The sequence below is a fragment of the Candidatus Nanopelagicales bacterium genome (genome assembly GCA_028687755.1).
In the GTDB taxonomy this organism is placed as follows: Bacteria; Actinomycetota; Actinomycetes; order S36-B12; family S36-B12; genus UBA11398.
In genome coordinates, this window is sequence record JAQTZL010000002.1 from 259,806 (window position 1) to 286,622 (window position 26,817).

A 26,817-nucleotide genomic window follows, 5' to 3' on the forward strand; every position below is an offset into this window, starting at 1 on the left:
GAACATCTTGAGCGCGACAGAAGCAGCCAAGAAATTGGCAATTGAGGCAGCGCTAGCAGCCTCGGACAAACTCGCTCAAGACATTGTTGCGATCGACGTCAGCGAAGCCATCGTCATCACTGACGTATTTGTGATGGCAAGTGGCGCGAATGAACCGCAGGTCAAGGCAATTGTTGATGCGGTTGAAGAGCGCTTGTTGAAGTTGGGTGAGAAGCCACTGCGCCGCGAAGGTGAGCAGCAAGCTCGCTGGGTCCTGCTTGACTACGGCGACATTGTGGTCCACGTGCAACTTGCGGAAGAGCGCATTCACTACGCAATTGAGCGTTTGTGGAAAGACTGCCCAGTGATTGAACTTCCTGCTGAAGTGAATTTGCCACGTGAGGTTAAAGGATCAACTGAGTGACCCAGCCACGTCGCGTGGTGTTTTGGCGTCATGGTCGAACCGATTGGAATGCAAGCGGCAGATTTCAAGGCCAGGCTAATTCAGATCTTGATGAAGTTGGTATTGAACAAGCGCGTGCTGCATCTGTTGAGTTGGCAAAGCTCAAGCCAGCTGTGGTTATGTCATCTGACCTCAAGCGGGCGCATGACACCGCAAACTATCTTGCTGCAGTGATCGACAAAGAGATCATTGTGGACGCAGGGCTTCGCGAAACCGATGTTGGTGTGTGGCAAGGGATGCTGCGCGCTGATATTGAACGCGAACACACCCAAGATCTTGCGCAGTGGATTGCTGGTACCAATATTCGCCCGGGGCTTCACGGCGAAACGAGAACTGAAGTAGCTCATCGTGTGCGCGCTGCCGTTGATCGGGGGCTTGCGAACCTAGGGCCGGGCGAAACCATGGTCTGCGTAACTCACGGAGCATCGGCAATGTCAGGTGTTGCCTCACTACTCGATCTGCCTTTAGACATGTGGCCTGTGTTTTGGGTGATGCCCAACTGCTCGTGGTCCACGGTGATTGAAGTGCCCACTCCTGCCGGTGGCAATTGGCGCCTGCTGGAGTACGCCAACCGAGTGCCAACCAGCTAGGGGCAAGGATTGCGGCAGCCCCGCTTTGGGTATGCTTTTAACTCCCGTGCTGGCCTAGGCCAACACATAAGGGGCTGTGGCGCAGCTGGTAGCGCACCTGCATGGCATGCAGGGGGTCAGGGGTTCGAGTCCCCTCAGCTCCACCAAACCGGGATCTCTACGGTGGGTTGATCAACGGCATTGCATGGGATTGGTAGCCCGAAGTGAAACAGGTCAGGATGCCCGAGTGCCATTGTCGGAGGGACGATGCTGGCGTATAATTAGGGCCAGATGATCCGTCGTGGTTGATGCGAAATCCCGTGACGTCGATCAGAGTCCCCGCCGCTCAGAGCCTGGGTTCCGGTGAATTGTCGGCATGCAGCCATAGGCTGAGGCCGGTCTCAGAGGGGAATATTCAATAAGTAGGAGGACGTTCAGTGCATTCAGTCACGCCATCTCAAATTGTCAGGGTCGCTTGCGGCTCTGTTAGAGGTGTCTGCGTGGCTAAAGCTGACTGCACGATCCAGACCTGGTCGCGGGATTAGTTGCCGAATGAGCAACCAGTCGAGACTCACCGCACATCAGGCGAAGTATTACGCCCACGAGCTGCAGCGCAGCTATGCGAGCGATCACGTCGGCAAGCTGGCCGGCCTGCTATTTGACGCGCAAGTGGAGCCCAAGCCGCATCAGATTGATGCGGCCCTCTTTGCTTTGCAGACCCCGTACCTGCCGGGCGTGATCCTGGCTGACGAGGTCGGGCTCGGCAAGACCATCGAGGCGGGCATCGTCATCACGCAGTACTGGGCCGAGCGTAAGCGCCGCATCCTGATCATTTGTCCGTCCAGTCTGCGCCAACAGTGGCAGCAGGAACTCATGGAAAAGTTCCTTATACCGAGCACTCTGCTCGACTCCAAGCTCAAGGATGATCAGCTTGCCCGCACTGCCCAAGATGGTGGCAAGGTGCTGATCTGCTCATACGAGTTCGCGCTCCGCCATGAAACTAGCCTGTTGCGCCAGTGGGACTTGGTCATTTGCGACGAAGCTCACCGCCTTCGCAACTTCTATACAGGCCGTAACAAGGCGCCCGAGACCATCAGCCACATTGTGCGCGAAGCCAGCAAGACGCTTCTGCTCACCGCCACCCCTTTGCAGAACCGGCTCGAAGAACTCTATGGCCTGGTGTCTGTATTCGACCCCGGCTACTTCTATTCACTCGATGCCTTCCGCGAGCGCTACGTCAAGACCAAGGGTGTTGGCGACAATGACGACCTCGTCGATCGAGTGGCCGCCATCAGTAAGCGCACCCTTCGCAGGGATGCCGACAGGTACATCCACTTCACCAAACGTCTGCCTCTCACAGTGGAGTTCATGCCCAGCCCCGATGAGATCAAGCTTTACGGTCTGGTCAATGACTACCTCCAGCGTGAAGAACTGTTCGCCTTCACCAACTCGCAGCGTCACCTGACTGCGCTCATCATTCGCAAGCGTCTCGGCTCATCCACCTATGCGGTGTCCAGCACATTGGAGAACATCGCCAATCGCTTGCAGGCTGAGCTGGAGGCCGGTGTTCGTCGTGACAGTCGCGGTGGCTTCGTCATGTCTGCCCTGCAGGAGGACGAGCTCACTGACGAGGAACTTGAAGAGATGGAAGAAGGCGACACCACGCCGACGGGATTCGATCCCGCCGCTGGTGAGCAGCTCAACAGTGAGACTCTCGAAGCCATGCGAGCCGAGATCGAGGAACTCCGCAACTACGCCGACTTGGCCCGCTCCATCACTGTCAACCAGAAGGCCGTCAAGCTCAGAGAAGCACTCGACAAGGGCTTCGAACGTCTGCGCGAACTCGGTGCGCCCGAGAAGGCCATCATCTTTACTGACTCCACCAAGACTCAGGATTACATCGCTCGCGCTCTCGCGGAAGCTGGTTTCGGCGATGGCATTGTGCAATTCAACGGTACAAACAGTTCACCGGAAGCTAACGGAATCTACCGCGATTGGCTGATCGCCAACAAGGATGGCGACGTCGTCACCGGCATTCCGGCAGCCGACCGTCGCAAGGCACTTGTCGATTATTTTCGGGACCACGGCACCATCATGATTGCCACCGAAGCCGCAGCCGAAGGTATCAACCTGCAGTTCTGCTCGATGGTGGTCAACTACGACCTGCCCTGGAACCCACAGCGTGTCGAGCAGCGCATCGGTCGCGCCCACCGTTTTGGCCAGAAATATGACGTGGTTGTCGTGAACTTCTCCAACAAGGGGAATCTGGCCGAGGCTCGCATCCTCGAACTACTGGCAACCAAGTTCCACCTATTCGAGTCAGTGTTCGGTGCTAGCGACGAGGTGCTGGGCGCCATCGAGGACGGCTTCGACTTCGAAAAGATCATCAATAGAATCCTCAGCGACTCGCGCAGCGATGCCGAGATTGACAAGGCTTTCAAGGAGCTCGAAGAGCGTTACGCAACCGAGATCAGTGCTGAAATGGCCGCAGCCAAGGCCAAGGTTTTCGACAACCTCGACCCGAACGTTCAGGACCGCTTGAAGGAGTACGACACACAGTCCGGACAAGTGCTTAACAAGTTCGAGCGCCTGCTGTTGGCCGTTACCAAACGTCAGTTGGGTGACTACGCCACGTTCGAGGGAGATGGCCGCCACTTTGTACTCAATTCAGCTCCAGTCAGAGAGACGAAGACGGGCTGCTACTACTTTAAGTCCGAACCACTGGAGAACGCCCACCAATACCGCTTCGACTCGGAGCTTGCTCGCTATGTAGTGGAGTCCTCCAAGGCCACAGACACCCCGAGCCGGGAATTGACATTCAGCCTCGGTCAATCTGAGCGGACCAGCACCGCCGTAAGGAAACTTGCTGGCCAATCCGGCGAGCTGACCGTCAAGGTCGTCACGTTCAGCATGAAAGCTAAGAACGACGACATCAGCGAGTCCTACATGCTTGCCGGTGCCCTGACCGACGACGGCACATGGCTGGACCACGAATACGCCGCCGACATCCTCGACCTCGCCTGCATCGACGAAGGCGCGGAGGCAGTCATCGACGAGAGCAAGTTCGTCGAACATTTGGCCGAGCGCCGCGAGCACTTGGAGAAGGAAGTCCAAGGTCGAAACTCCCGCTACTACGACCAGCAGGAGGAACTGCTCTACCGTAATCAGCAGGACCGCCGTGCGGAGTCCGAAGGCAAGATTCGCGAGTTCAAGGCCAAGGAGAAGGAAGCCCGAAAGGCCGCTAGGGCGACTGATGACCCGATGGAGCAACTCAGGTGCAAGAAGGAAGCCCGCAAGTGGTCCGAGCGTGCCGAGGAGGAAGACGAAGATGCTCGCGTCGCCCGCAAGAAGATGCGTGAGGACGCAGACCGCTACCTAGAACTGATCGAGCAAGCGCTCAAGGGCACCCAATCCATCGAAGACTTGTTCACCATCCGCTGGAGGATCACGCCATGAGCATTCGGATGTCCCCGATAGCGTCGCCTTGGCCGCTCGACCAGAGGACCACGGACACGCAGAGCAATTATCAAGTAATACAAGGAACCCAAATATGAGTAGCACAGACGACATCAATGAGACACCGGGAACCACGCCGAGATTCAAGACAGAGCTGGCGGCAATGTTGGCGGAATTGATGCCCGAGGCCATTGCCGATGGCAAGGTCGATGTCGAGAAGCTCAAGGAGCTTCTCGGTGACGACGCGGGTGACGAACGCGAGCGCTTCGGGTTGTTCTGGCCGGGTAAAAAGCGCGCCTTGCGTGCAGCGCAAGAACCCACCACCGCCACCTTGATGCCTGATTTCGCGAACAGCAAACATTGGGACACCACCAAGAACATCTTCATAGAGGGTGACAACCTCGAAGTGCTCAAGATTCTGCAGAAGCACTACCACGGCAAAATCAAGATGATTTACATCGATCCGCCTTACAACACCGGCAAGGACTTCGTTTATCCCGACAATTTCAAGGAAGGGCTCGCGACCTACTTGGAGTGGACTCGTCAGGTCAACGATGAAGGCAAGAAGGTCAGCACCAACTCAGAGTCCGAAGGTCGCTATCACTCTAACTGGCTCAACATGATGTATCCACGTCTCAAACTTGCGCGGAACCTTCTGACAGACGACGGACTCATCTTTGTATCGATCGATGACAACGAAGTTGCGCACCTACGGAAGCTTTGCGACGAGGTATTCGGTGAGGGTAACTTCGCTGGGCAATTCGTCTGGAAGAAGGGCGGAACTGGCAAGAATGATTCCCAGTTTGCAGTCGTAGAGCACGAATACGTACTGGTTTATGCGCGCAGAGCCCTCGAGGCCTCGTTCGGTCTTGATGCGGATGCGAAGGTCACTACGTCTTACAACCAGCAGGATGAGCGAGGCAAATATTCGCTTGTTCGACTTGATATGCAGAACCTTCAATATTCAGTCTCACTCGACTATGACCTTGTGGGGCCTGACGGCGTTGTCTACAAACTCCAGCACAAGAACTCTGATCGGCCCAATGCCATTTGGCGCTGGTCGAAAGATCGCGTGCAGAGGGAAATGGACCAACTCGTATTCAAAGATGAACATGTTTACACGAAAAACTATGAGAAGAATGGTGCGAAAGTCCGAACCCTTCTTGCAGATGAACGGTTCGGTGTCACTCGCACCGGCAAAGCCGAAGCAGAGGCGGCAATAGGACAGACTGGAGTGTTCGACTTTCCGAAACCTGTCCGCCTAGTTCAGTATCTTGTTGAGATCGCAACTGATAGTGATGAGATAGTGCTGGACTTTTTCGCAGGGTCTGGCACCACTGCGCATGCGGTGATGGCCCAGAACGCCAAGGATGGTGGTTCCAGACGTTTCATCCAGGTTCAGCTTCCAGAGCCGACGCCCGAGGGCTCGGAAGCCCGAGCGCTCGGATACAAGTTGATTTCCGAGATCAGCCGAAGGCGCATTTTGGGCGCAGGAGATCTCTTGCGCAGAGATCTCACCGGCCAATCGGTAGATGTTGGTTTCAGAGCATTTGGCCTAACTGACTCGAACCTTGCTAAGTGGCATGTAACAAGCGACACTGATTTACCGGCGCTTGAACAGAGGCTTCTCGATCTCCGAGACAGTGCGGCTAACGAAGCATCCGCCGATGCGCTGCTAACCGAAATTCTGCTCAAGCAGGGCTATTCGCTTACTGAGCAGATTGGGGACGTTGAGGTCCAAGGTCTTTCGCTCAAGTCAGTTGGTGATGGCATCGTGCTTGCCTATCTCGATGAGCACACCAAGCCGACGCTGACGCAGCTCCGCAAGGTGGTCGAGCAGCAGCCAGCCCGTTTAATCATTCTTGAGGACGCCTTCCATGGTGATGACGAGCTGAAGACGAACCTTGTTCAGGAATGTAAGTCGCGAGGCGTGGAACTCTGGACGGCCTGACATGGAATTCAAATTTGATGCCCATCAGCAGTATCAGCAGGACGCCGTTGCTGCTGTAGTAGACCTGTTCGACGGTCAGCCCGCTGATGCCTCCGCGCTGGAAGCAACCCTGCATGGTGTTGTGCCCGACTCTGGTGACCAGCTCAGTGCCTTCGAGATTGCCAGCGAGGTCGGTGCGGTCGGTAATAACCTGCTGCTCGACGACGAAGCCATCCTTCAGAACTTGCAAGTCGTGCAGGACCGCAACGGCCTCGAAGTCGTCGGTGAACTGGCGGGTGGTGCTCTCGATTTCGACATCGAGATGGAGACGGGCACGGGCAAGACCTACGTCTATTTACGCACCATTTTCGAATTGGCCAAGCGCTATAACTTCACCAAGTTCGTGATACTCGTACCGAGCGTTGCCGTCAAGGAGGGTGTGACCACCAGCATCAAGTTGATGACTAAGCATTTCCAAGACCTCTACGCCACACCTTTCGACGCCACCGTCTACTCGGGCAGTAGTGCCGAGGAGGTTCAGCCATTCGCTACGTCCACGAGCGTGCAGATCATGGTCATGACCATCGATTCGCTGCGTGGCGACAAGAACACTCGTGTGATCCACCAAACCCGAGACAAACTCAACGGCTTGCGTCCCATCGACTACCTGCGTGCGACCCACCCAGTGGTCATCATGGACGAGCCGCAGAATATGGAGTCCCTGCTTAGCCAGTCCGCCGTGGGCGAGCTCAGCCCACTCTGCACACTTCGCTACTCGGCAACACACCGCAAGACCCGCAATGTCGTCTACCGACTTGATCCGGTCGATGCCCACGACCTTGGCTTGGTCAAGCAGATCGTGGTAGCCGAAGCACTGCAGCATGGAGCCGACGCTGGCCAGTACATAAAGCTCGCCTCGGTCAAGAACGACAAGGGCTTCGCTGCTCGGATGGAACTGGCTTGTCGCAAGGAATCCGATGGCTCAATCGAGCGCAAGACCGTCAGCATTAAGAATGGCCAAGACTTGGCCGTGGTGACCGGCAACGCTGCCTATGAGGGCTGGCGGGTCAACGAGCTGACCATCGAGCCGGAAGCGGTAGAAATATTTCCATATGGTTGGCTCCAGGCCGGTGAGACCATTGGTGGCTCCAATCACGCGATCTACCGCGAGATGATTCGCGAAACGATTCGTGAGCACTTCCGCAAAGAATCGCGGCTCCGCGAACAGGGCATCAAGGTGCTCAGCTTGTTCTTCGTAGACAAGGTCGCGAGTTTCCTCGGCGAGGGCTACAACAACGACACCGCAGACGGGCCGTTTGTGCAGTGGTTCGACGAGATCATGAATGAAGAGCGCACCAAGAACCCGATGTGGGGCGAACTGCTACCGGGCGATGCTGTCGACTATCGCCGTGCATACTTCGCCTCCATCAAGGGCAAGAAGGGTGCGCCCGACACCTATACCGACACCAGCGGCGCGTCCAAGACCGACGACGACGCCTACGACTTGATCATGCGCGACAAGGCTCGCCTGCTTGACCAGAACGAACCTGTGCGGTTCATCTTTAGCCACTCCGCCCTCCGCGAAGGCTGGGACAACCCCAACGTTTTCCAGATCTGTGCGCTGCGCGAGATGGGCGAAGCCGCTGAGCGTCGTCAGACCATTGGTCGCGGATTGCGTCTGCCTGTCAATCAGTCCGGCGAGCGCGTGCCCGACCAAGGAATCGCCCAGCTGACTGTGGTGGCCAACGAGTCTTACCGAGAGTTCGCTGACAGTCTGCAGAAGGAATACACCGCCTCCGGCGTGAGCATCGGGCTGGTGCGACCTGGAGAGTTTGCCAAGATCATCGTTACATCGACAGCAGAAGACGGTCTTGAGAAACTGCTGGGCTTCAACAACTCCAAACTCATCTGGGACGAACTTCTGGCCAAGGGAATGGTCGACAAGGAAGGCCGGGTGACGGCCAATTACCGTCCCGAAACCCTGGGCTTCACGCTCGGACTGTCCCTACCGACACCGTCTGATTTCTTCTGGCCACAGGAAGATGAGATTCGGGTAGTGCTCGACAAATGCAAGATCGAGCGTTTTGTGAAGCAACAGCGCAAACGGCGCACGCGCACCCTCAACAAGGAGATCTACACCACGCCTGAGTTCGAGGACTTCTGGCGCACCATCGCTCAGCGCACCACCTACCGCGTGGCTCTCAATCGGGATGAAGTCATCGATAGCGCAGTCAATAGGATCAAGATTGAACAACCCATTCCACCGCTACGAGTCCAGGTCACTCGCGCTGGCGTGAAACTCGTGCGTGGTGGCACCAAGACCAACGAGACCGCTTCGCGGTCTGCCGAGCTGTCGGGGGCCTATCAACTTCCGGACATAATCGGCGAACTGCAGGAAACCACCTCGCTCACTCGCAAGACGCTGGTTGATGTCTTGACTCGCTCCGGCAAGCTGGGGGAATTCATCGGCAACCCCAACGACTTCATTGCAATGGTCAAGCGCAACCTTCAGAACGTACTCGCCGCTGCCGTGGTCGAGGGCCTGCAGTACGAGAAGATCGGCGGCTACGTCTATGAGCTTCGTGAGTTGCAAAAGGACGGACTGGAGGAACGCGACCTGTTCGTCGACAGGCTGTACGAGGTTCAGAACAAGCAGAAGACCGACTTTGACTACATCCAGATCGACTCCGATGGTGCCGATGCGCCGGAACGTCAGTTCGCCGAACTACTCGACTCCCGGGAGGACGTCAAACTGTTTATGAAGCTGCCCGACAAGTTCAAGATCGACACGCCTGTCGGTAACTACAACCCGGACTGGGCAATCATCAAACAGGTAGATGGCAAGGACCGCATCTACATTATCCGTGAGACCAAGAGCACGCTCGACGAGAGCAAGCGCCGCCCCACCGAGAACGCCAAGATCAAGGCCGCTGCCAAACACTTCGAAGCTATCGGCATCGGCGCCGAGGCCGTCGACTACGCCGTTGGTGTTCCCGGGAATTGGGACTTGTGATGGACGACCTGGAGCAATGCTTACCGGAATGGTCAACGAGTGGAGACGATTTGAGCCGGGCTCGGCCTCGATCTCCCTTCAAGGACGCGCACGGAGAGAAGTTAGAGCGAGCTCACATTCGCATTGACGAGTTGCTCGAACGTGCGCTTGGCCCGAGGGCTGGAGGCAGGTTGTGAACGGCGACCTGTACTTCTCGCAGATCTTCAAGAGCGATCCTGAAGTGTTGGAGTCATACGGTGCTCTCGACGTGAGCCTGCTATCAGACTTGCCACTCTTTATCGACCCATTCCTGCTGTTTCACAGCGATAAAACGAATTATCAGCAACTTCATGAGGACATCATCAAGTACCTCACCTTCCTGCGAGACAAGGCGAGCACTGGCCTTAATCCAGGGCTGATCAGGAACCTCTATCGCTTCCAAGAGGTCAAGCAGAATTGGCTCGGCTTTACTTATCTTGGAAATAGCGGTCATGGTCTCGGAGACGACTTTGCGAAGGCTCTCCATGAGGCTCTTAGTTCCATTCTCGCTACCTTCGGCAGCGAGACCATTACGCATGGCCCGCACTTGGAGAAGCTGACTCTCATCAAAGAGGGCGTTGGACGTGACAACATCAGCGACTTCACCACTAACCTCATCAAGGGCTTCTTACTCGAGTACACCCAGACGTTCGCTCGCGAGCACCTAGCCGATGAGTACTGCGACAATTTCAGCGTGACCCGAGCGGTGTTCAATTACGCCACCGAGGCTTGGGCCACCAAGACGTACTACCTGCCGAAGTTCAATGGCGACTTTGTCCTACTCACGCCGACCGACATCCTGACGCGCGATGACACATGGATTAGCCGCAGCGACATGCTTGGCAAGTTCGACCGCCTTCCCGAGTCGATTTCAGATGATCAACTTCGGGCGCAGATCAACAACTACTTCGGGTCTCGTCTCGGTGATCGGCCTTCCAAGAAGGAGCGAGATGCTGCGGCGGCAGCGACCATTAGAGAGTTTCCCGACCTCGTCGACCGCTATATACGCATCCAAGAGGATGATGGCGATAAGGCCGTCAGCGCCAGTAATGACAAGCGTGTTGAGACGCAGGCTCTGCTTGTTCACATGGTCAAACAGGTCGTTGCCGACTCTGGCATGGCCCGCGTCCTCTCACAGGGAGGACTGAACAGCTATCAGGATGCCGTGCAGCGCGTACTCGGGTTTAAGCAGTATGTCGAAAACCAAGACGGCTGGAAGCTCATCAACAAGCCCGGACAGTTGAAGCCGTTCTCCCGCGAGAGCGACGTCCAGTTGTTCTTTGGTCTCATCTTCTTCGGTACCGCTTTCGACATCAACCGCGAGCCAAACAACGGGCGCGGCCCAGTCGACTTCAAGGTAAGCATGGGCGCTGCCGACAAGACATTGATTGAATTTAAGCTTGCGAGTAACAGTCAGCTCAAGAGGAACCTGCAAAAACAGATAGAGATCTACGAGAAGGCAAATGGCACCCGCACCTCCGTGAAGGTCATCATTTGCTACACAGAGCAAGACCAGGTGCGTGTTGCGGCAATCCTTGATGAATTGAAACTTTCGAATGAGGAGTCAGTTGTCGTCATCGATGCTCGCTCAGACAACAAGCAGTCAGGGTCGAAGGCATAGTGATGGATTCAGCAAAGCGAGCTTCAAAGCAACGAGTGGACTCCCGCCTGCGCGAGTGCTTGACACGACTCTGTTGCCTGAGCGCTGGAGGTTACTAGTGACACTTGCGCAAGATCTTGTTTCATGGGTGAACGAGCGACCCGACTGGCAGAAGGCCGCGATTGCCAGGTTTTGCCGAAATGAGGAGTACTCCAGCGACGAGCTATCTGCTCTCACCGACCAGCTGGTCGCGGGTACGGTTTCTGCGGCGCCCGACATCACCGTGGACGACATCCCAGGAGCATCCAGTTCAGGTGCCCGAGTGGTACTTAGTGCTCTGCGCGACGTAGTTGGCGTTAACGCGCTGCTATTGAACCAGAACCTCACCTTCGCAGACGGCGGTCTCACGGTAATCTACGGCGACAATGCCAGCGGCAAATCTGGCTATGCGAGGTTGCTCCGCGAGGCTGTCACTGCGCGTGTGAAGGGCGATCTCCTCGGTGACGTCTTCTCTGAAGGCGAAGCGGAGCAAGCGGCGACCGTGGACTACAAGGTCGGCGATCAATCGCATGCGTGGGCGTTGGGTGACGATCAAGCACAGGAACTTACCTCGGTTCGATTCTACGACGTGGATTGCGGAGACGACTACATATCGAAGGCTGCGGAGATCACCTATCGGCCGTATACCTTGACGTTGCTGGATCGTCTACAGGCTCTCTGTCGTGAGTTGCAGGCGGAGCTTGATCGAAGACTCGCATCAAACCAGCAAGCCCATCCTGACTTGCCGGAGCTGGAGGAAGGAACAGCTGCTGCGACGTTCATCGATGGACTGAGCAAGGACACGACAACAGAAGCGATCGCCGTAGCTGCCAAGCTGACGGACGACCACACCGAACGCCTTGCTGCCAAACTGCAAGAGAACGTACGCCTGAGTGCAAGCAATCCGAACACCGAGAAGGCTCGCCTCAGCGGCATTGCCGCTAACTGGGTGTGCGTGAAGAACCACATTGACGAATTGGCAAGTATTGTCACGCAGACTGCTCTGGACGCCGTTGTCTCTGCCAAGAACGCTGCCGCCGATCTACTCAAGGCAGCCCAGATCGCCTCAGCTGAGCAGTTCAAGGCCGAGCCCCTTGAGGGTGTCGGTTCAGAGACGTGGCGGGCTCTCTGGAGTGCAGCCAGGGAGTTCTCGGCTGCTGACGCTTATCACGATCACGAGTTCCCCAATACGGATGCTGATGCGGTCTGCGTTCTCTGTCAGCAGCCGCTCTCCGAGGAGGGAGCGGATCGACTGACCCGCTTCCAGAGTTTCGTAGCCGACACCACCTCCCGCGATGCGGACATCGCCGACGGGAAAATGACCGAGTTGCGGTCTGTATATGTAGCGCTTCAGACAGTCCCAAGCGCGGTAACGGAGTCCTTGGCGAGGCTGCAGGCTGACGGCGAAAACGTCGAAACATCCAGACTGTGGGTCGCATCTGCCACGGAAGTGACCGCCAAAGTCGTGAAGTGGATCGACGGTTTGCTTGAAGCGATGCCGAGCCCAGCGTCGGCAGCACAGACCGAGGCGATTGAAATGCGACGCCAGGCCGCTGCAGCCGCTGCGGAGGCGATCGATGCTGAGACGTTCAACGCAACGCTGACAGGACTGCAGTCTGAGATTGCAGAACTCAAGGCTCGCGGTGGCCTGTCGGCTGCGTCGAGGAGCGTAGAGCAGGCAATCGCTAGCCTCAAGGATCGAGACAAGTTGGATGCAGCCAAGCGGCAGACGCTGACGACCGGCATCACACAGAAGGCGACAGACCTCACGACTACTTATGTAACGGCTATCGCTCGTGACCAGTTCACGCGCGAGGCCGAGCGTCTCGACCTTCAGCGAATCACGTTGAACCCCGTTCGGGGACGTCACACTTCCACACTCGAGCATCAGCCAGAGCTGCTGGGTGCAACTATCCGCGTGAGTGTGACGGAGGTATTCAGTGAGGGCGAACAGACGGCTTTGGGGCTGGCGGGCTTCCTCACCGAGGTGCATCTCGATGAGTCCAAGTCCGCAGTCATCTTCGATGACCCAGTTTCGTCGCTGGACGCTGGGCGACGCTCCAAGGTCGCGAAGCGCCTCGTCGAACTAGCGACGGAGCGACAGGTGGTCGTGTTCACTCACGAGATCACCTTCGTCAACGAGCTGATGAGGAAAGCCAAGAATCAGTCGCAGGGCCTCACCCCGAGGTCAATCCAGCGATCGGGTGACAAGCCCGGAAAGGTGTCAGACAAGTTCCCTTGGCAAGCACAGGATGTTCCACAAAGGGTCAACGAACTCCAAGTCGATCTCGCTCGCATCAAGCGAGAGAAACCGAACATGGATGACGAGGAGTACACCAAGCAGGTGTGCTTATGGGCTGGCCGTCTCTCCGAGACCTGGGAGCGCGCTGTAAACTTGGAGATCGTGAATCAGCTCGTTGACCGCGGTATGAATAAGGTCCAGCCGCTGATGCTCAAGATTCTCCCCAAGTTCGACCAAACTGACCACGATGAGTTCCAGAACGGATATTCCCAGGTGTCGAGTTGGGCAGCGCGACACGACAACGCGCCCGAGGAGAACTACCAGGCACCTACTGTTGACGAGCTTGAAGCCGAACTCGAACGACTCAAGACGTGGCACGGGCGCGTGAAGGGTTACAGGAACTAGGCCAGGCCGACCTGGAGGTAGCGGTCGACCTTGGAGTGGGAGAAGCCGGTGCGCCGGGCGATCTCGCGTATTGGCGGCCCAAGGGAGTGCAACTCGGTGATCTGGGCTAGTAGGCCGACATCCAGGCGGAGTCTGCGGCTCCCGTCCAGCTCTACCCCTGCTCGCCGCAGAGTTGCGACTACGTTGCTGCGACTGCAACCTATCTCGGCCGCGAGCTCGTAGGTCGTGGCTCCTTCCGCGTACCTGGCTACCAGGCGTGTTACGTCGGCGTCAGTCAGCCACCTTGGGCGCTGGCGCAGCTCAGTGGCTACAGGTGCGTCAGAACCGCACAGCGGGGATCTTTGGGGCTCTTCGGATGGCCAAGAGTCCCGTGCCCACAGAGGTCGCCATTTTTCTGCGTCACATATGCTCAGTGCCACCAAATTCCAAAAACTTTGAGACGGTCCCATCTTTTCAAGGTTATGTGTTCAGGTTTGGTAAAAAGGGCATCCCTCAGTTTTGTTTCAGGCGGGATGCGGCGCACAATGAATGGGTGACCCCATGGCTGACTGCGCATGTGATTGCTCGAGCGCTAGTGGTCATGATTGCGACCTTCGGTCTGGTCGGAATGCATCAGATGTCATCAACGGCTATGAGTCTTGAGTCCACAGCGGCAGCGAGCGGCCAGAAGCAGTTGTCTACTCACGAACTTCCAGGCATGACGTACTCGGCTAGTTCTGAGCATGAGTCAGAGCATTGTGACGATCAAGGCGCGACCAGTGATCATTCTTGCAATGCGATGACCCATGGTTGCGCATCAACAACCAATGCGGACTTCACCCTTCCGGCAAATACAGGCAACTTCGTGACTGACATCTCAAAGTCCTGCATACGTGTTGGTGTTTTTGGAGTTGTCCAGGCTTGTGGAGATCCACCTGATCTCCATGCCCTTTCAATCTCACGGACATAACAGTCAGGCAATGCCTTTTCTGTTATTACCCATGTCTTTGAAAGGTTTCAAATAATGATTGTCAACAAAAAAATCGCTCTACCCATTGCTGTCATCGGTGCATCTGCTGCACTTATGCTTAGTGCCTGTTCAAGCCAGGATGCGGCATCAACTTCAGCCACAACTAGCGCAACTTTGCAACATTCCACTGGGCAATTGGATGCACCCGTGATCGTCAGCGCGAATGGCACACTAGAAAGCACGTTAACTGCGCAGGAATCACAGATTCCTTATAACGGTTCTACCCGTTGGGCTATGACCTACAACGGAAAGGTGAACGGACCGACCTTGCGTGTACGTCCAGGGGACAAAGTGACGGTTCATTTGATCAACAAGCTCAATGAACCAACAAGTCTGCACACCCATGGACTACATGTGTCGCCGAAAGGCAAGTCCGACAATCCATTTGCAATCGTTGAGCCGGGTCAGAGTTACACGTACCAGTACTCAATCCCAGTAAATCAACGTGCTGGCACCTATTGGTATCACCCGCATCCCCATGGCCTGACCGCTGAACAGGTTTCTAGCGGACTTTCAGGTGCGATCATCGTGGAAGACAACACAGATGATGCGCTGGCCAAGGTGAGTACTGATCGAGTGCTCGTGGTCACTGACCCCGCAATCGTCCAGACAAATCCAGTATCAAGTTCCTCATCTTCATCTTCAGGTGGGATGGGTGGCATGGACATGGGCAATATGAATATGGGCTCGTCCGGTGTCGACATGATGACCCAAATGCGTGGACGTACAGGTCCAAAGTTGCTGACCAATGGACTCGATGGGGTGGTGCTTACGGGAAGCAATGGCAAATTAGAACGTGTGCATATCGTGAATGCAACATCGTCTACACGTATTCGATTCACGTTCACTGGCGATTCAATGATGCAACTTGCTACGTCTGGTGGACGCTTACAACGTGCGAAAAAGGTTTCAGGTATTGAACTTGCACCAGGCGAACGAAGCGAAGTTGTGCTTATCCCGAATTCATCGGGGGGAGAGCTGCAGGCTCAGCGATTGAGTAACGAAGGCAATGGTGGTCAAACAGGAGCTGTTGAGTTGATTGCAGAGGTGGAAGCAAGCGCTGGTTCCGACGCAGCAACCTTGCCTGCAACATTGACGAGTGATAAGCGAGATCTGTTCGCCAAAGATGTCACCGTTGCAAAGACGCGTGTTATCACCCTCATTGGTCATATGAATCCAACGATCGATGGGAAACCGTTTGATCCATCAATGGTGAACATCACTGCAAAAAAGGGAACTGTTGAAGAGTGGGTCATTGAAAACACCACTCCGATGCGCCACCCAATTCACTTGCATACCTGGGGCCTTCAAGTTCAGGGCACCCAAGGTTGGCAAGACATCGTTGATGTTCCGGCTCACTCAACGGCCGTGGTGCGCGTGGAATTTGACGACTTCACTGGGAAAACCGTGCTGCATTGCCACATTCTTGATCACGAAGACACTGGAATGATGGCTGTCATAAAAGTTGTCTAAGTGATGCAGTTGAACCTGAACAATGCGTTGGGGGTTTGCCTATCGAAGTTAACCCCCAACGCATTCTCATTTTCCTTATCGCAGCCGCGCGCAAAATATAGGCTGCCGAGGTGAGTGAATTTACAGACGTTGAGCAATTCGAAACACACATTGCATCACCTCGTGGCTTCGGACAGGCGTACGTGCGTGAGGGTGTTGGAGGAATGCCCCTGGTCTGTGTTCACGGCTGGCCGTACACAAAGTATCTGTATTGGAAAGCCATTCAGCCGTTGGTTGATGCTGGTTTTGAAGTCATCGTTCCTGACTTACGGGGATTCGGTGAAAGTGATTTCGCTCCCGATGGATTTTATGACGGACCCTCACATGCAAAAGATTTGTATTCCCTAGTTCATGACGAGTTGGGTCATGAATCTGTGGTGTTGATGGGCGGTGATCTGGGAGGTTCAGTGATTCAGGAAATTGCAGCGAGATACCCAGATTGGGTTGACCGAATGGTGCTCTTCAACTCACCCTTGCCCTACCTCAAATCTGAGATGGCTGGAATTACTGGAACTCGCACTGCTCCTGAAAATCTTGATTACTACGAGCGGCAAGGCAAAGACCCTGATGGTCTAGCCAATGAACTAGATACTGCGGAATTGCGTCGCCAATACATTGCTGAATTTTTCACAACGCGCAACTGGGCACATCCCGGTGCCTATAGCGCTGAAGAAGTTGCCTTCCATACGCAGCCATTTGGTGATGCTGATCGGTTGCGAGCGAGTTTCAATATTTATGTGGCCGTGTATGACGAAACAAAAAGAAGTGAAGCTGCTATTCGTGGCAAGAATGAGCGCACGAAAACGTTAATCCTGTTCGGTCCAAGTGATCAAGTGATGTATCCGGCATTCGATCTCATGGCTCAAGTCGTTTTTCCCAACCACGTAGGCCCAATAGTCCTGGAAGAGTGCGGACACTTCGTTCCTTGGGAAGCGCCAGAGGAATTAGTTCGTACCACTGTCGCGTTTTGTGACGACTTGTTGATGTAGTGGAAAGGTTATTTCACAACCCGGTAGTGCTCCAGAGTTGGATCAGTTGCATAGGCAATTCGCACGCCGGCAAGCTGTGATGCTTTGAGACCGGTGATGATTTCCTCCGTAAGAATCTCCCCGGGTGCAACCACTGCAACGCCTGGTGGATATGGCGCAATGAGATCAGCGGAAATTCTTCCTGCTGCATCGGCCCATTGCACGAGTTCAGTAGGCGCGAAGTACGCATCGCGCATAGAAATGCCCACCTGTGGAACGACTGACCAGCTCAATGCCGTTGCGCTTGGTCGAGGTGTTGTGGCTAGTGTTTTGAGAATCGGAATCAGTACATCTGCTGCGTGATTGAAATCAGCTTCTTGATCAGCGAGCGTTGCAAGGAACACCAAGGTGTCGCGGTCAGCCATTTCTACCCGGATGCCTTGTTCGATGAGTGCTCGTTCGATGTCCACACCTGACGCGCCAAGTTGATTTGCGCGCAACACAATTTTGACCGGATCGAAACGACCAGCAGGGAAGTCATCAACATTCAAGAAAATTTGTGGATCAAACTCGGCTTGTACGCGAGCTTTGAAGGCATTGACGTTTGAGATGAGATAGCTGAGTAGTTCTTCACCGCGCGTTTCCAATAACGCGCGACACCCGTCGATTGAGGCCAGTGGTGCACCTGCGGGCGAAGTCGTGTGAGTGGTTTCGAAACTCTGCTCTAGTCGATCAGCATTGAGAAATTCAGTGCGCGCAACAAGCAACGCAGATGCGCTGTAACCCGGAAGGGTTTTATGCGTGCTGGTGATGAGTGCATCCGCACCGAGTTGTATTGCGTGCGAAGGCAATTGGGGATGGAAACCAAAGTGGCCGCCCCAAGCGGCATCCAAGATCACCGGAATGCCACGTTCATGTGCCCGGGCAATGAGCGGTGGCAGATCAGAGATCGTGCCGAGATAGCCAGGCTCAGTCAGAAGCAGTGCAATCGGATCGCGATCGAGAGTCTTTTCAAATTCAGTAACCGAAATACCGATTGGCAAGCCTGTTGCTTCATCAATCTCTGGCGACATCCAAATTGGTTCTAATCCGGCCAGTACGAGCGCACTCAAGACCGAACGGTGAGCTGTGCGTGAGACGGCGATGCGGTCGCCTGGTTGGCCGAGCGCAAAGATGATTGCCTGATTGGCGTGGGTTGATCCGCCAGTTGAAAAACGAGCCCAGTCGCCGCCCCACGCAGCCGCAGCAAGGCTTTCGGCCTGCCGCAAAACCTGATTGGTCAGCTTGATTTCATCGAGTCCGCCATAAAGGGGAGTGTCAACATCGACGAGCTTGCCCAGGCCAGCATCAAGGTGTGCGGCCTGCTGCTTGTGGCCTGGAATGGTGAACGGAGTGCGAACAGTCTCAAAATACGAGAGGTACGCATCTAACAAAGGGGCGCTGTAACGCAATTCACTCACGCTCCGAGGGTAACTTCTCGGCCGAAGCACTGCACAACAAGCCTTAGACTTTCCCCATGACGGTTGAAACTTCCCTCGTCCAAGAGCGCCGGTTGGTGACTCCCATTCCTGGACCTAAGTCAGTGGAAGTTCTTAAACGTAGATCAGCAGCAACCTCAGCTGGGCTCGGCATGGCCATCCCAGTGGTCATTGAGCGTGCCCACGACGCAATTCTCCAAGACATCGATGGCAACTGCATCATCGATCTTGGATCAGGCATCGGTGTGACAAACGTTGGTAACACGAACGACCGAGTAGTTGCGCGCGTAATCGATCAGGTTCAAGCAATCACGCACACCTGCTTCACAGTTGCTCCATACGAGAGCTACATCGAAGTCTGCGAAATCTTGAACGAGATCACTCCAGGTGATCATCCGAAAAAGTCGTTGCTGGTGAATTCAGGTGCTGAAGCCGTTGAGAATGCGGTCAAGGTCGCGCGTCATTACACCAAGCGTCCAGCTGTGGTGGTGTTCGAACATGCTTACCATGGCCGAACGAATCTCACGATGGCGCTCACGGCAAAAAATATTCCGTATAAGGAAGGCTTTGGCCCATTCGCAAACGAGATTTACCGCGTGCCTTTCCCTTACTTGTACCGCTGGTTAGGTAACCCTGCGACGATTACTGAAGATGCGTTGAATGAAATCACGCTGAAAATTGAAAAAGAAATTGGCGCACACAACGTGGCTGCCATTTTGATTGAACCGATTCTCGGCGAAGGTGGTTTCCTCGTTCCGCCGGTAGGTTTCTTGCCTGGTCTTGCACAATACGCAAAAGAAAACGGCATCGTGTTCATCGCAGATGAAGTGCAATCAGGCTTCGCTCGAACCGGTGACATGTTTGCTGTTGATCATGAAGGCGTAGTTCCTGACATGATGACGATGGCCAAGGGCATTGCCGGTGGTCTCCCGCTTGCTGCAGTCACTGGCCGCGCTGAGATCATGGATTCGGTACATGCGGGTGGCTTAGGTGGCACGTACGGCGGCAATCCCGTTGCTTGCGCTGCAGCGTTGGGCACTCTTGAGAGTTACTCCCAAGACAATCTCATTGAGCGTGCACAGCACATTGGCCAGATTCTCAATGAGTCACTCACAATGTTGGCGAGCACGTACCCAATCATTGGCGAAGTGCGAGGGCGCGGAGCGATGCAAGCAATTGAACTCGTGCATGCAGGTTCGAAGGAACCAAATGCCCAAGCAGTTACTGATGTTGTCACGTACTGTCAAAGCAAGGGCGTACTTGTGCTCACTGCAGGCACCTACAACAACGTGATTCGCTTTCTTCCGCCATTGGTTATCACGGATGAACTTCTGCGTGACGCCCTTGGTGTGCTTGAAGAAGCATTCGCCTCATTGAGCTGAGTGTTTACGCCTTGCTAGGTACTGAAGTTGGTTCTGGCAATATTTTCTTGTCAGGCCAAATCGCCAATGCCGCAATGGCGATGATCCCGGCAACGATAGTTTCACCTAGGCGTAGTGGCGCAGTGGACGAAAGTTTGTCGCCATCCATGTAGAGCACGGTGACAATCAACGTGGTGGTGCCAATTACGCTGATGAGGTAATTCGAGGTAATAAACAGCACTGCCAGTCCGCCGGCAATCGCAGTGAGCGGAACAAGCCACTGGCCTTGGGCGTGCACCCAGTCGATGTAAGCAATCACCACGATCAGGCCGGCAAAGGTGCCAAGAATCCGCGAGAGTACGCGCCGCACGGTTCCAAGTTGCCCGGATTGAGTCACCCAAGCAACGGTCATTGGCAGCCAATATTGATGTTGAAGGCCGGAGACTTGGGCTATTGCTGTCGCTACTGTGACAGCAATTGATAATCGGATTGCATGATCAACATATTGATCATGCCAACGCAGATGTTCGCGAACCCGTGGAATGAACGGTGGACGTCGCTTGAACTCACGGATGAAAATTCGTGGATCGGTGATCAAATATGGGCCAATCATCACTAACGCCTGCGAAAGGCCGCCCACGGCAATCAGTGAAGCTGATAGCCATGGTGACATTGCGGTGTCTGGGCCACCGAAATAGACAGTGAAGTTCACCAACGCGAAAAGGGCAATTAATCCGGCGCGAGGGCTGGCTGAACCTGCAAGTCCCGATCCGGCTGCAACGAGTGCAGTGGCGATGAGCCCGAGCCAAAACACATCGGTCAAAAATCCGCCGAGCAATGTGGCCAGGAACAGCCACATGGTGGTCCAAAGCATGGTGCGCCAGCGATGGCCTGTTTGTTCGCCGGCCTCAGCCATGCCTGTGAACAGGGAACCCATGGCTAGTGGCAACGCGTAATGCACGTTGTCGGTGAAGAAACACCAACTCACCAAAGCGCCCACCACGATGCCCACCCGAATGGCACCGATCCAGTTCAGGCTGCGCTCGAGCCGGAAAACATTGAGATCTTTGGTGTCCACGGCTGCATTCTGACGGGTCCGTCGACCATCGGTAGGCTTAGGTCCCTTGAACTGCGAGAGGAAATCGTGAGCCAGTCCCCAATTGAGCCTGCTGTTTATGACTTCGAGGCAATCCAGGAGCGTTGGCTCCCGGTCTGGGATGACCTTGCTCCATTTCGCTCAGGTCGCGCTGATGACCCTCGCCCCAAGAAGTACGTCTTGGACATGTTTCCTTACCCATCAGGTGACCTCCATATGGGGCACGCTGAGGCGTATGCCCTCGGCGATGTTGTCGCTCGCTACTGGGTTCAGCAGGGCTACAACGTCATGCACCCGATTGGTTGGGACGCCTTCGGTTTGCCGGCAGAAAACGCAGCAATCAAGCGCGCTTCAGACCCTATTGAGTGGACGTACGAAAACATCGAACAACAAAAAGTTTCAATGCGTCGCTACGCATGTTCCTTTGATTGGGATCGCGTACTCAACACTTGCGATCCTGAGTACTACAAGTGGACCCAGTGGTTCTTCTTGCAAATGTATGAGCGCGGCTTGGCCTATCGCAAAGACAGCGCAGTTAACTGGTGCCCAACCTGCCAAACGGTACTGGCTAACGAGCAGGTCGTCGGTGGATTGTGTGAGCGTTGCGACTCAACCGTCACCAAGAAGAAGTTGAACCAGTGGTACTTGCGTATCACTGACTATGCAGATCGTTTGCTTGATGACATGAAGCAGTTGGAAGGTAACTGGCCAGAAAAAGTGCTGCTCATGCAGCGCAACTGGATCGGCAAATCAACGGGTGCTGAAGTGCTGTTTGAAATTGAAGGTCGCGCAGAACCAGTAACGGTGTACACCACGCGCCCCGACACTTTGTTTGGGGCAACCTTCTTTGTCGTTGCTGCTGACTCAGACTTGGCTGCAGAGCTTGCAGCTGGCACTACCGCTGAGGCTGCATTCACTGAGTACCTTGCTGAAGTTCGCAAGAGCAGTGACATGGATCGTCTTGATTCAACACGAGCAAAAACGGGTGTGTTCCTTGAACGTTATGCGATTAACCCAGTTAATGGTGAGCGTATTCCTGTGTGGGCTTCGGATTACGTGCTCGCGGATTACGGAACTGGCGCAATCATGGCTGTTCCCGCCCATGACCAACGCGACCTTGATTTCGCGAAGACCTTTGATCTTCCGATTCGCGTTGTGGTTGCAAGCGAAGAAGATCCTGCTATCACAGGGGTTGCCACCGCTGATGACGGTGCACATGTGAACTCCGGCCCGCTTGATGGCTTAGGTAAAGAAGAAGCAATCGCGGCGATGATCGCAGTGCTTGCAGAGCGCAATACCGGCAAAGAAGCGGTGAACTACCGCCTGCGTGACTGGCTGATTTCGCGCCAGCGTTACTGGGGCGCACCTATTCCGATCATCCACTGCCCATCTTGTGGTGAAGTTCCTGTTCCTCTTGAACAGCTTCCAGTGGTGCTTCCATCGGCTGAAGGCTTAGATCTCAAACCGAAAGGATCCTCTCCTCTTGGTGCAGCTACCGAGTGGTCGCATGTTGCATGCCCAAAGTGTGCTGGCCCTGCTGTTCGCGATACCGACACGATGGACACGTTCGTAGATTCGTCTTGGTATTACCTGCGCTACCTCGACCCACATAATGAAACGGCAGCTTTTGATCCAGAGCTAGCCCGCGAATGGCTTCCTGTTGATCAATATGTTGGAGGCGTCACCCACGCGATCTTGCATTTGCTGTACAGCCGTTTCTTCACCAAGGTGTTGAACGACATGGGCTTGCTTGACTTTGATGAACCATTTACGCGCCTGTTGAACCAAGGCATGGTCGTGATGGACGGCTCAGCGATGAGTAAGAGTCGCGGCAACTTGGTCCGTTTGTCAGATGAACTCAATGCCCATGGTGTTGATGCTGTTCGCTTGACGATGGTCTTCGCTGGTCCGCCAGAAGATGACGTCGACTGGGCCGATGTGTCGCCAAGTGGATCGAAGAAGTTCTTGGCACGCGCTTGGCGCTTATCTGGCGATGTCACAAGCGCTACTGATGTTGATTTCACCAAGGGTGATCTTGCTCTTCGCAAGGCAACGCATAAGGCAGTTCATGATGCACAGCAAGCAGTTGAAACCTTCCGTTTCAACGTAGCAATTGCTCGTGCAATGGAACTCGTGAATGTCACTCGTAAGGCGATCGACACTGGGGTTGGTGCCGCTGATCCTGCTGTTCGCGAAGCGGCGCAAGCTGTGGCAATCATTCTTTCCTTGGTTGCGCCTTACACCGCGGAAGATATGTGGATGCGCCTTGGCCACGAGCCTGCAGTGGCACTGGCTGGTTGGCCAGTGGTTGATCCAGCTTTGTTGGTTGAAGACTCGGTTATCTGTGTTGTACAGGTTGCGGGCAAGGTGCGCGAGCGTCTTGAGGTTTCACCTGACATCAGTGAAGCTGACCTTCGTGAGCAGGCACTTGCTGCAGTTGCAGATGCAATAGCTGGCCAAGAATTGCGCACAGTGATTGTTCGGGCCCCAAAACTGGTCAATATCGTGCCTGCGTAATTCATCCACAGGCAAGCGACTTGCTGGATCTCATCCACAGGCGGTGCGCGAGCACTGTGTTGCGCACGGTGAATTCCTTACCGTGCGCGGATGGCTCCTTCGATATCTGATCGCCTCGCTGGAATAGCTCAGCAGTGGTTACCGCCGGTACGAGCGGAACACTCTTTGCCACTTGTGATGCCCGATACTGCGGTATCGCATGACGGTGGTCAGAGCATTGATCGCAAATCGTGGAAGGTTTTAGGTGCAATCGCGGCCCTTGCCTTCGTTGCCATGGCATGGTTCTGGTTTCGGGGTCAGCCGCAACACGTAGATTCAATTCCTGTCACTCCAACTCCCTTATTTTCAGCAAGTGGTGCGGCCGGTGTGCCCAGTGCAACGGGTGAGGTTGTCGTCCATGTTGCGGGAGCGGTGCGCAAGCCCGGGTTGAAACATCTCCCGATCGGCTCGCGCGTTGCCGACGCGGTGAGCGCTGCTGGGGGAGTAACCAATGCCAAGGCGCAAGATTCAGTCAATCTTGCGCGAACACTCATTGATGGTGAGCAAATTGTCGTTGGAGCAGATGGTGGATCAGCCAGTTCTGCCAACGGATCTCACAGTGGCGGCAAGATCAGCCTCAATAGCTCCAATCAGCAACAACTTGAATCCCTTCCTGGTGTTGGGCCTTCGCTTGCGCAACGCATCATGGAATACCGAAGTTCCCATGGAGGCTTTCGCGCGGTAGATGATCTCGACGATGTGCCCGGCATTGGGCCTGCAACCTTAAGTCGGCTCCGACCACTTGTTTCGATGTGAGAATTTCTGGCATTGCGCTGCCATGTCTTGCATTGTGGGGCGGTGCCCTTGCGGTTGAACTCCTATGTATCAATACAGATCTGGTGCCATTCACCGCGTTGGAGATCTGTTTTGCAATCGTGCTTGCCGTTGGCGCACTGAGCGCGGTGCGAGCCTTACTACTCAAATTGTCTGTTCCAACGAAAACTATTGCTGTGACTCTTGGCGCTTTTGTCGGCGTGAGTGTGGCTGTTTTTCATCTGAATGCGCTGAAGAGCGAACCGTTGCGTACGTGGGTGAGCGAGCAGCAGTCAGTTGACCTCGTTGGGATTGTGCAAAGCGAAGGTAAGGAAGATCAATCAGCCAATGCGCGGTTGTGGAGTCAAGAGCCGCAGGTGAGTTGGAGTATTGCCAGCAGTTGGGTTGAATTTCGAGGCGAACAGTGGCGCATCGAATTACCAATATCGGTGAAGGGTCCGTGGCAACCGCCACCTATCGGGTCACTGGTCAAAGTGCATGGGAAATTGACCACGGGTGAAGCACCGCAGACTGCAGCGCAGTTGCGAGCAAATAGGGACCCTGTTGTTTTGGCTCCGCCTGGAATCATCGATGCCAGCGCAAATTCCTTACGTGCTGGATTACAGCGGGCATTAGTTGGTCGACCGGTTGATAGTGGTGCGTTAGTAGCAGGTTTAGCAATCGGCGAGCAGTCGATGCAACCACAGGAACTCAAAGATGCAATGCGCACAGCGGGGCTGTCGCATCTCACTGCAGTTTCTGGAGGCAATTTAGCAATCGTCATTGTGATTGTCGTGGGTGCTACGCGACTACTGCGATTGAAGTTGCCCGTTCAAATCATCACCACCCTTGTGGCACTCACGTGGTTTGTGATCCTCGTGCGCCCTCAACCTAGCGTCTTACGTGCTGCAGTGATGGCGACAGTGGTACTCGTTGGAATGTTCAGCGGTGGGCAACGAAGAGGCATTGCTGTGCTTGCGGTTTCGATCGCGGTACTCATTGTCATTGCGCCAGCTTTGGCGATTTCGTGGGGCTTTGCGTTATCGGTTGGTGCTACCGCAGGCCTCATTCTTTTTGCGCCGACCATGCTCGAATGGATCCAGCGGAAATTTCCAGCAATGCCTAAAACCCTTCAAGATGGTCTGGCTGTGACGTTAACTGCTCAAATTGCAACCCTGCCCATTGTTATCGCGATGGGAAGTTCTGTTGGCTTAGCCGGAGTTCCAGCAAACGTGCTGGCAATGCCCGTGGTTCCTGTTATTACGATTCTGGGACTACTTGCGGCAGTACTCAGTGTGGTGTTCATGCCTGCAGCTGTATTCGTTGGCGTTGTTGCGAGTTGGCTGGCTTCATGGATTGCAAATGTTGCATTCTGGTGCGCGAATCTTCCGTTCGCTGTGGTGCCATGGCCAAGCGGCATGGCAGGGGCTGCATTCTTTGCGGTGCTGATTGCTGTGGTGATGTTTGCGCGCAAGCGCGTACACCAATTCTTTCCCAGTGGCATTCCAGCGATCCTGCAATGGGGATCAGCAACAATTGTGCTTGCGCTCGTGCTGTTCATTGTGTTCTCAAGTTCAAGTCGACGGTGGCTGCCCGCCCAATGGGTACTTGTTGCCTGCGATGTTGGTCAAGGTGACGGTGTTGTACTTCGCACGGGCGATCAAGCCGCGATGGTCATCGATGTGGGGCTACAAGGCGAGGTGATGGATCGCTGCCTTGATGATCTGGGGATCGCGGTGATCGATGCGTTAGTCATCACGCATTTCCACGCAGACCATGTCGGTGGTTTGCGCGGTGCATTGCGGGGTAGGGAGTTGAGAGCTGCATTCACTACATCACTCAATGAACCGGAAAGCCAGGCTCGCGAAGCACGAGCAATGGTGAATGAACGTGGTGTTCAACTGGCGGTGTTGCATTCGGGTGTCTCACAACAGTCCGGCTCAGTGATGTGGAAAGTTCTGTGGCCCAGTCGTCTCATCGATGATGAGCCAAATAACGCGAGCATTGTGTTAATCGCTGATGCGGGTGGGCTTCGTTTTGTGCTCCCCGGAGACATCGAGCCCGAAGCCCAGGCGGCGGTGATGGCTGAAAATCCTTCCCCGGGTGCGCAAGTTGCCAAGGTTCCCCACCACGGCAGTCGATATCAGGATCCAGCTTTTGCTCGTTGGACTGGGGCTTCGCTGGCCTTCGTCAGCGTGGGCGAAGGCAATAGCTACGGCCACCCTGCGGCGAGCACGGTAGCCAATTGGCAGGCTGCCGGAGCACAGGTTGTCCGCACTGATCAGCAGGGCAGTCTTGCCATTTGGCGCCAACCTGACGGCACAATCGGGCTCTTGGGCCAGCACGGATGAGTCATGGCATGCTGTGATC

The 26,817-nt window shown here is 55.1% G+C and carries 16 protein-coding genes and 1 tRNA gene; 15 read left to right on the top strand and 2 right to left on the bottom strand.

All coding sequences use genetic code 11. The features are described 5' to 3' along the window. Positions 1-7: 7 nt before the first annotated feature. From rsfS to PHN51_04505, 11 genes are all read left to right on the top strand, one after another. Positions 8-403, top strand: coding sequence for a ribosome silencing factor (gene rsfS / locus PHN51_04455; GenBank protein ID MDD2818029.1), 396 nt, complete (start codon positions 8-10; stop codon positions 401-403). Continuing rightward, a complete protein-coding gene (locus tag PHN51_04460) occupies positions 400-1,032 on the top strand; it encodes a histidine phosphatase family protein (GenBank protein MDD2818030.1) in 633 nt (210 codons plus the stop codon). Before rsfS ends, PHN51_04460 begins: the two co-directional genes overlap by 4 nt. 70 nt (positions 1,033-1,102) lie before the next feature. Next, positions 1,103-1,178, top strand: a tRNA-Ala gene (locus tag PHN51_04465). A gap of 385 nt (positions 1,179-1,563) precedes the next feature. Next, positions 1,564-4,467, top strand: coding sequence for an SNF2-related protein (locus PHN51_04470; GenBank protein MDD2818031.1), 2,904 nt, complete (start codon positions 1,564-1,566; stop codon positions 4,465-4,467). A 94-nt stretch (positions 4,468-4,561) separates the two neighbouring features. Beyond that, on the top strand, positions 4,562-6,418 hold the full coding sequence (locus PHN51_04475; GenBank protein ID MDD2818032.1) for a site-specific DNA-methyltransferase: 1,857 nt from the start codon (positions 4,562-4,564) through the stop codon (positions 6,416-6,418). 1 nt (position 6,419) lies between these two features. Further along, entirely contained in the window at positions 6,420-9,410 is a 2,991-nt protein-coding gene (locus PHN51_04480) for a DEAD/DEAH box helicase family protein (GenBank protein MDD2818033.1), read from the top strand. A 172-nt stretch (positions 9,411-9,582) separates the two neighbouring features. Then, positions 9,583-11,049: a hypothetical protein gene (locus tag PHN51_04485; GenBank protein ID MDD2818034.1), complete on the top strand. Its 1,467-nt coding sequence runs from the start codon at positions 9,583-9,585 to the stop codon at positions 11,047-11,049. 97 nt (positions 11,050-11,146) lie between these two features. Continuing rightward, a complete protein-coding gene (locus PHN51_04490) occupies positions 11,147-13,714 on the top strand; it encodes an AAA family ATPase (protein MDD2818035.1) in 2,568 nt (855 codons plus the stop codon). Between the two features lie 532 nt (positions 13,715-14,246). Next, a complete protein-coding gene (locus PHN51_04495) occupies positions 14,247-14,663 on the top strand; it encodes a DUF6153 family protein (GenBank protein ID MDD2818036.1) in 417 nt (138 codons plus the stop codon). A gap of 54 nt (positions 14,664-14,717) precedes the next feature. Then, positions 14,718-16,196, top strand: coding sequence for a multicopper oxidase family protein (locus PHN51_04500; GenBank protein MDD2818037.1), 1,479 nt, complete (start codon positions 14,718-14,720; stop codon positions 16,194-16,196). 110 nt (positions 16,197-16,306) lie between these two features. Next, positions 16,307-17,224, top strand: coding sequence for an alpha/beta hydrolase (locus PHN51_04505; GenBank protein MDD2818038.1), 918 nt, complete (start codon positions 16,307-16,309; stop codon positions 17,222-17,224). Positions 17,225-17,232: 8 nt separating this feature from the next. Here the strand turns inward: PHN51_04505 and PHN51_04510 are convergent, their stop codons facing one another. Then, on the bottom strand, positions 17,233-18,663 hold the full coding sequence (locus PHN51_04510; protein ID MDD2818039.1) for an aminotransferase class V-fold PLP-dependent enzyme: 1,431 nt from the start codon (positions 18,661-18,663) through the stop codon (positions 17,233-17,235). Between the two features lie 56 nt (positions 18,664-18,719). Here PHN51_04510 and gabT point away from each other — a divergent pair, with 56 nt between their 5' ends. Further along, positions 18,720-20,063, top strand: a complete 1,344-nt coding sequence (gabT, locus tag PHN51_04515; protein MDD2818040.1) for a 4-aminobutyrate--2-oxoglutarate transaminase — start codon at positions 18,720-18,722, stop codon at positions 20,061-20,063. Positions 20,064-20,067: 4 nt separating this feature from the next. Here gabT and PHN51_04520 read toward each other — a convergent pair whose 3' ends face one another. Further along, the gene (locus PHN51_04520) at positions 20,068-21,120 is read right to left on the bottom strand and encodes an FUSC family protein (protein MDD2818041.1); all 1,053 of its coding nucleotides are present in this window, start codon (positions 21,118-21,120) and stop codon (positions 20,068-20,070) included. 66 nt (positions 21,121-21,186) lie between these two features. Between PHN51_04520 and leuS the strand changes: the two genes are divergently transcribed. The 3 genes from leuS (at position 21,187) to PHN51_04535 (ending at position 26,798) form a co-directional block, all read left to right on the top strand. After that, complete coding sequence (gene leuS, locus PHN51_04525; protein ID MDD2818042.1) at positions 21,187-23,655, top strand: leucine--tRNA ligase; 2,469 nt, start codon at positions 21,187-21,189, stop codon at positions 23,653-23,655. Between the two features lie 90 nt (positions 23,656-23,745). Further along, on the top strand, positions 23,746-24,450 hold the full coding sequence (locus PHN51_04530) for a helix-hairpin-helix domain-containing protein (protein ID MDD2818043.1): 705 nt from the start codon (positions 23,746-23,748) through the stop codon (positions 24,448-24,450). Beyond that, on the top strand, positions 24,447-26,798 hold the full coding sequence (locus PHN51_04535; protein ID MDD2818044.1) for a DNA internalization-related competence protein ComEC/Rec2: 2,352 nt from the start codon (positions 24,447-24,449) through the stop codon (positions 26,796-26,798). The genes PHN51_04530 and PHN51_04535 overlap by 4 nt, the downstream gene beginning before the upstream one ends. Positions 26,799-26,817: the final 19 nt, after the last annotated feature.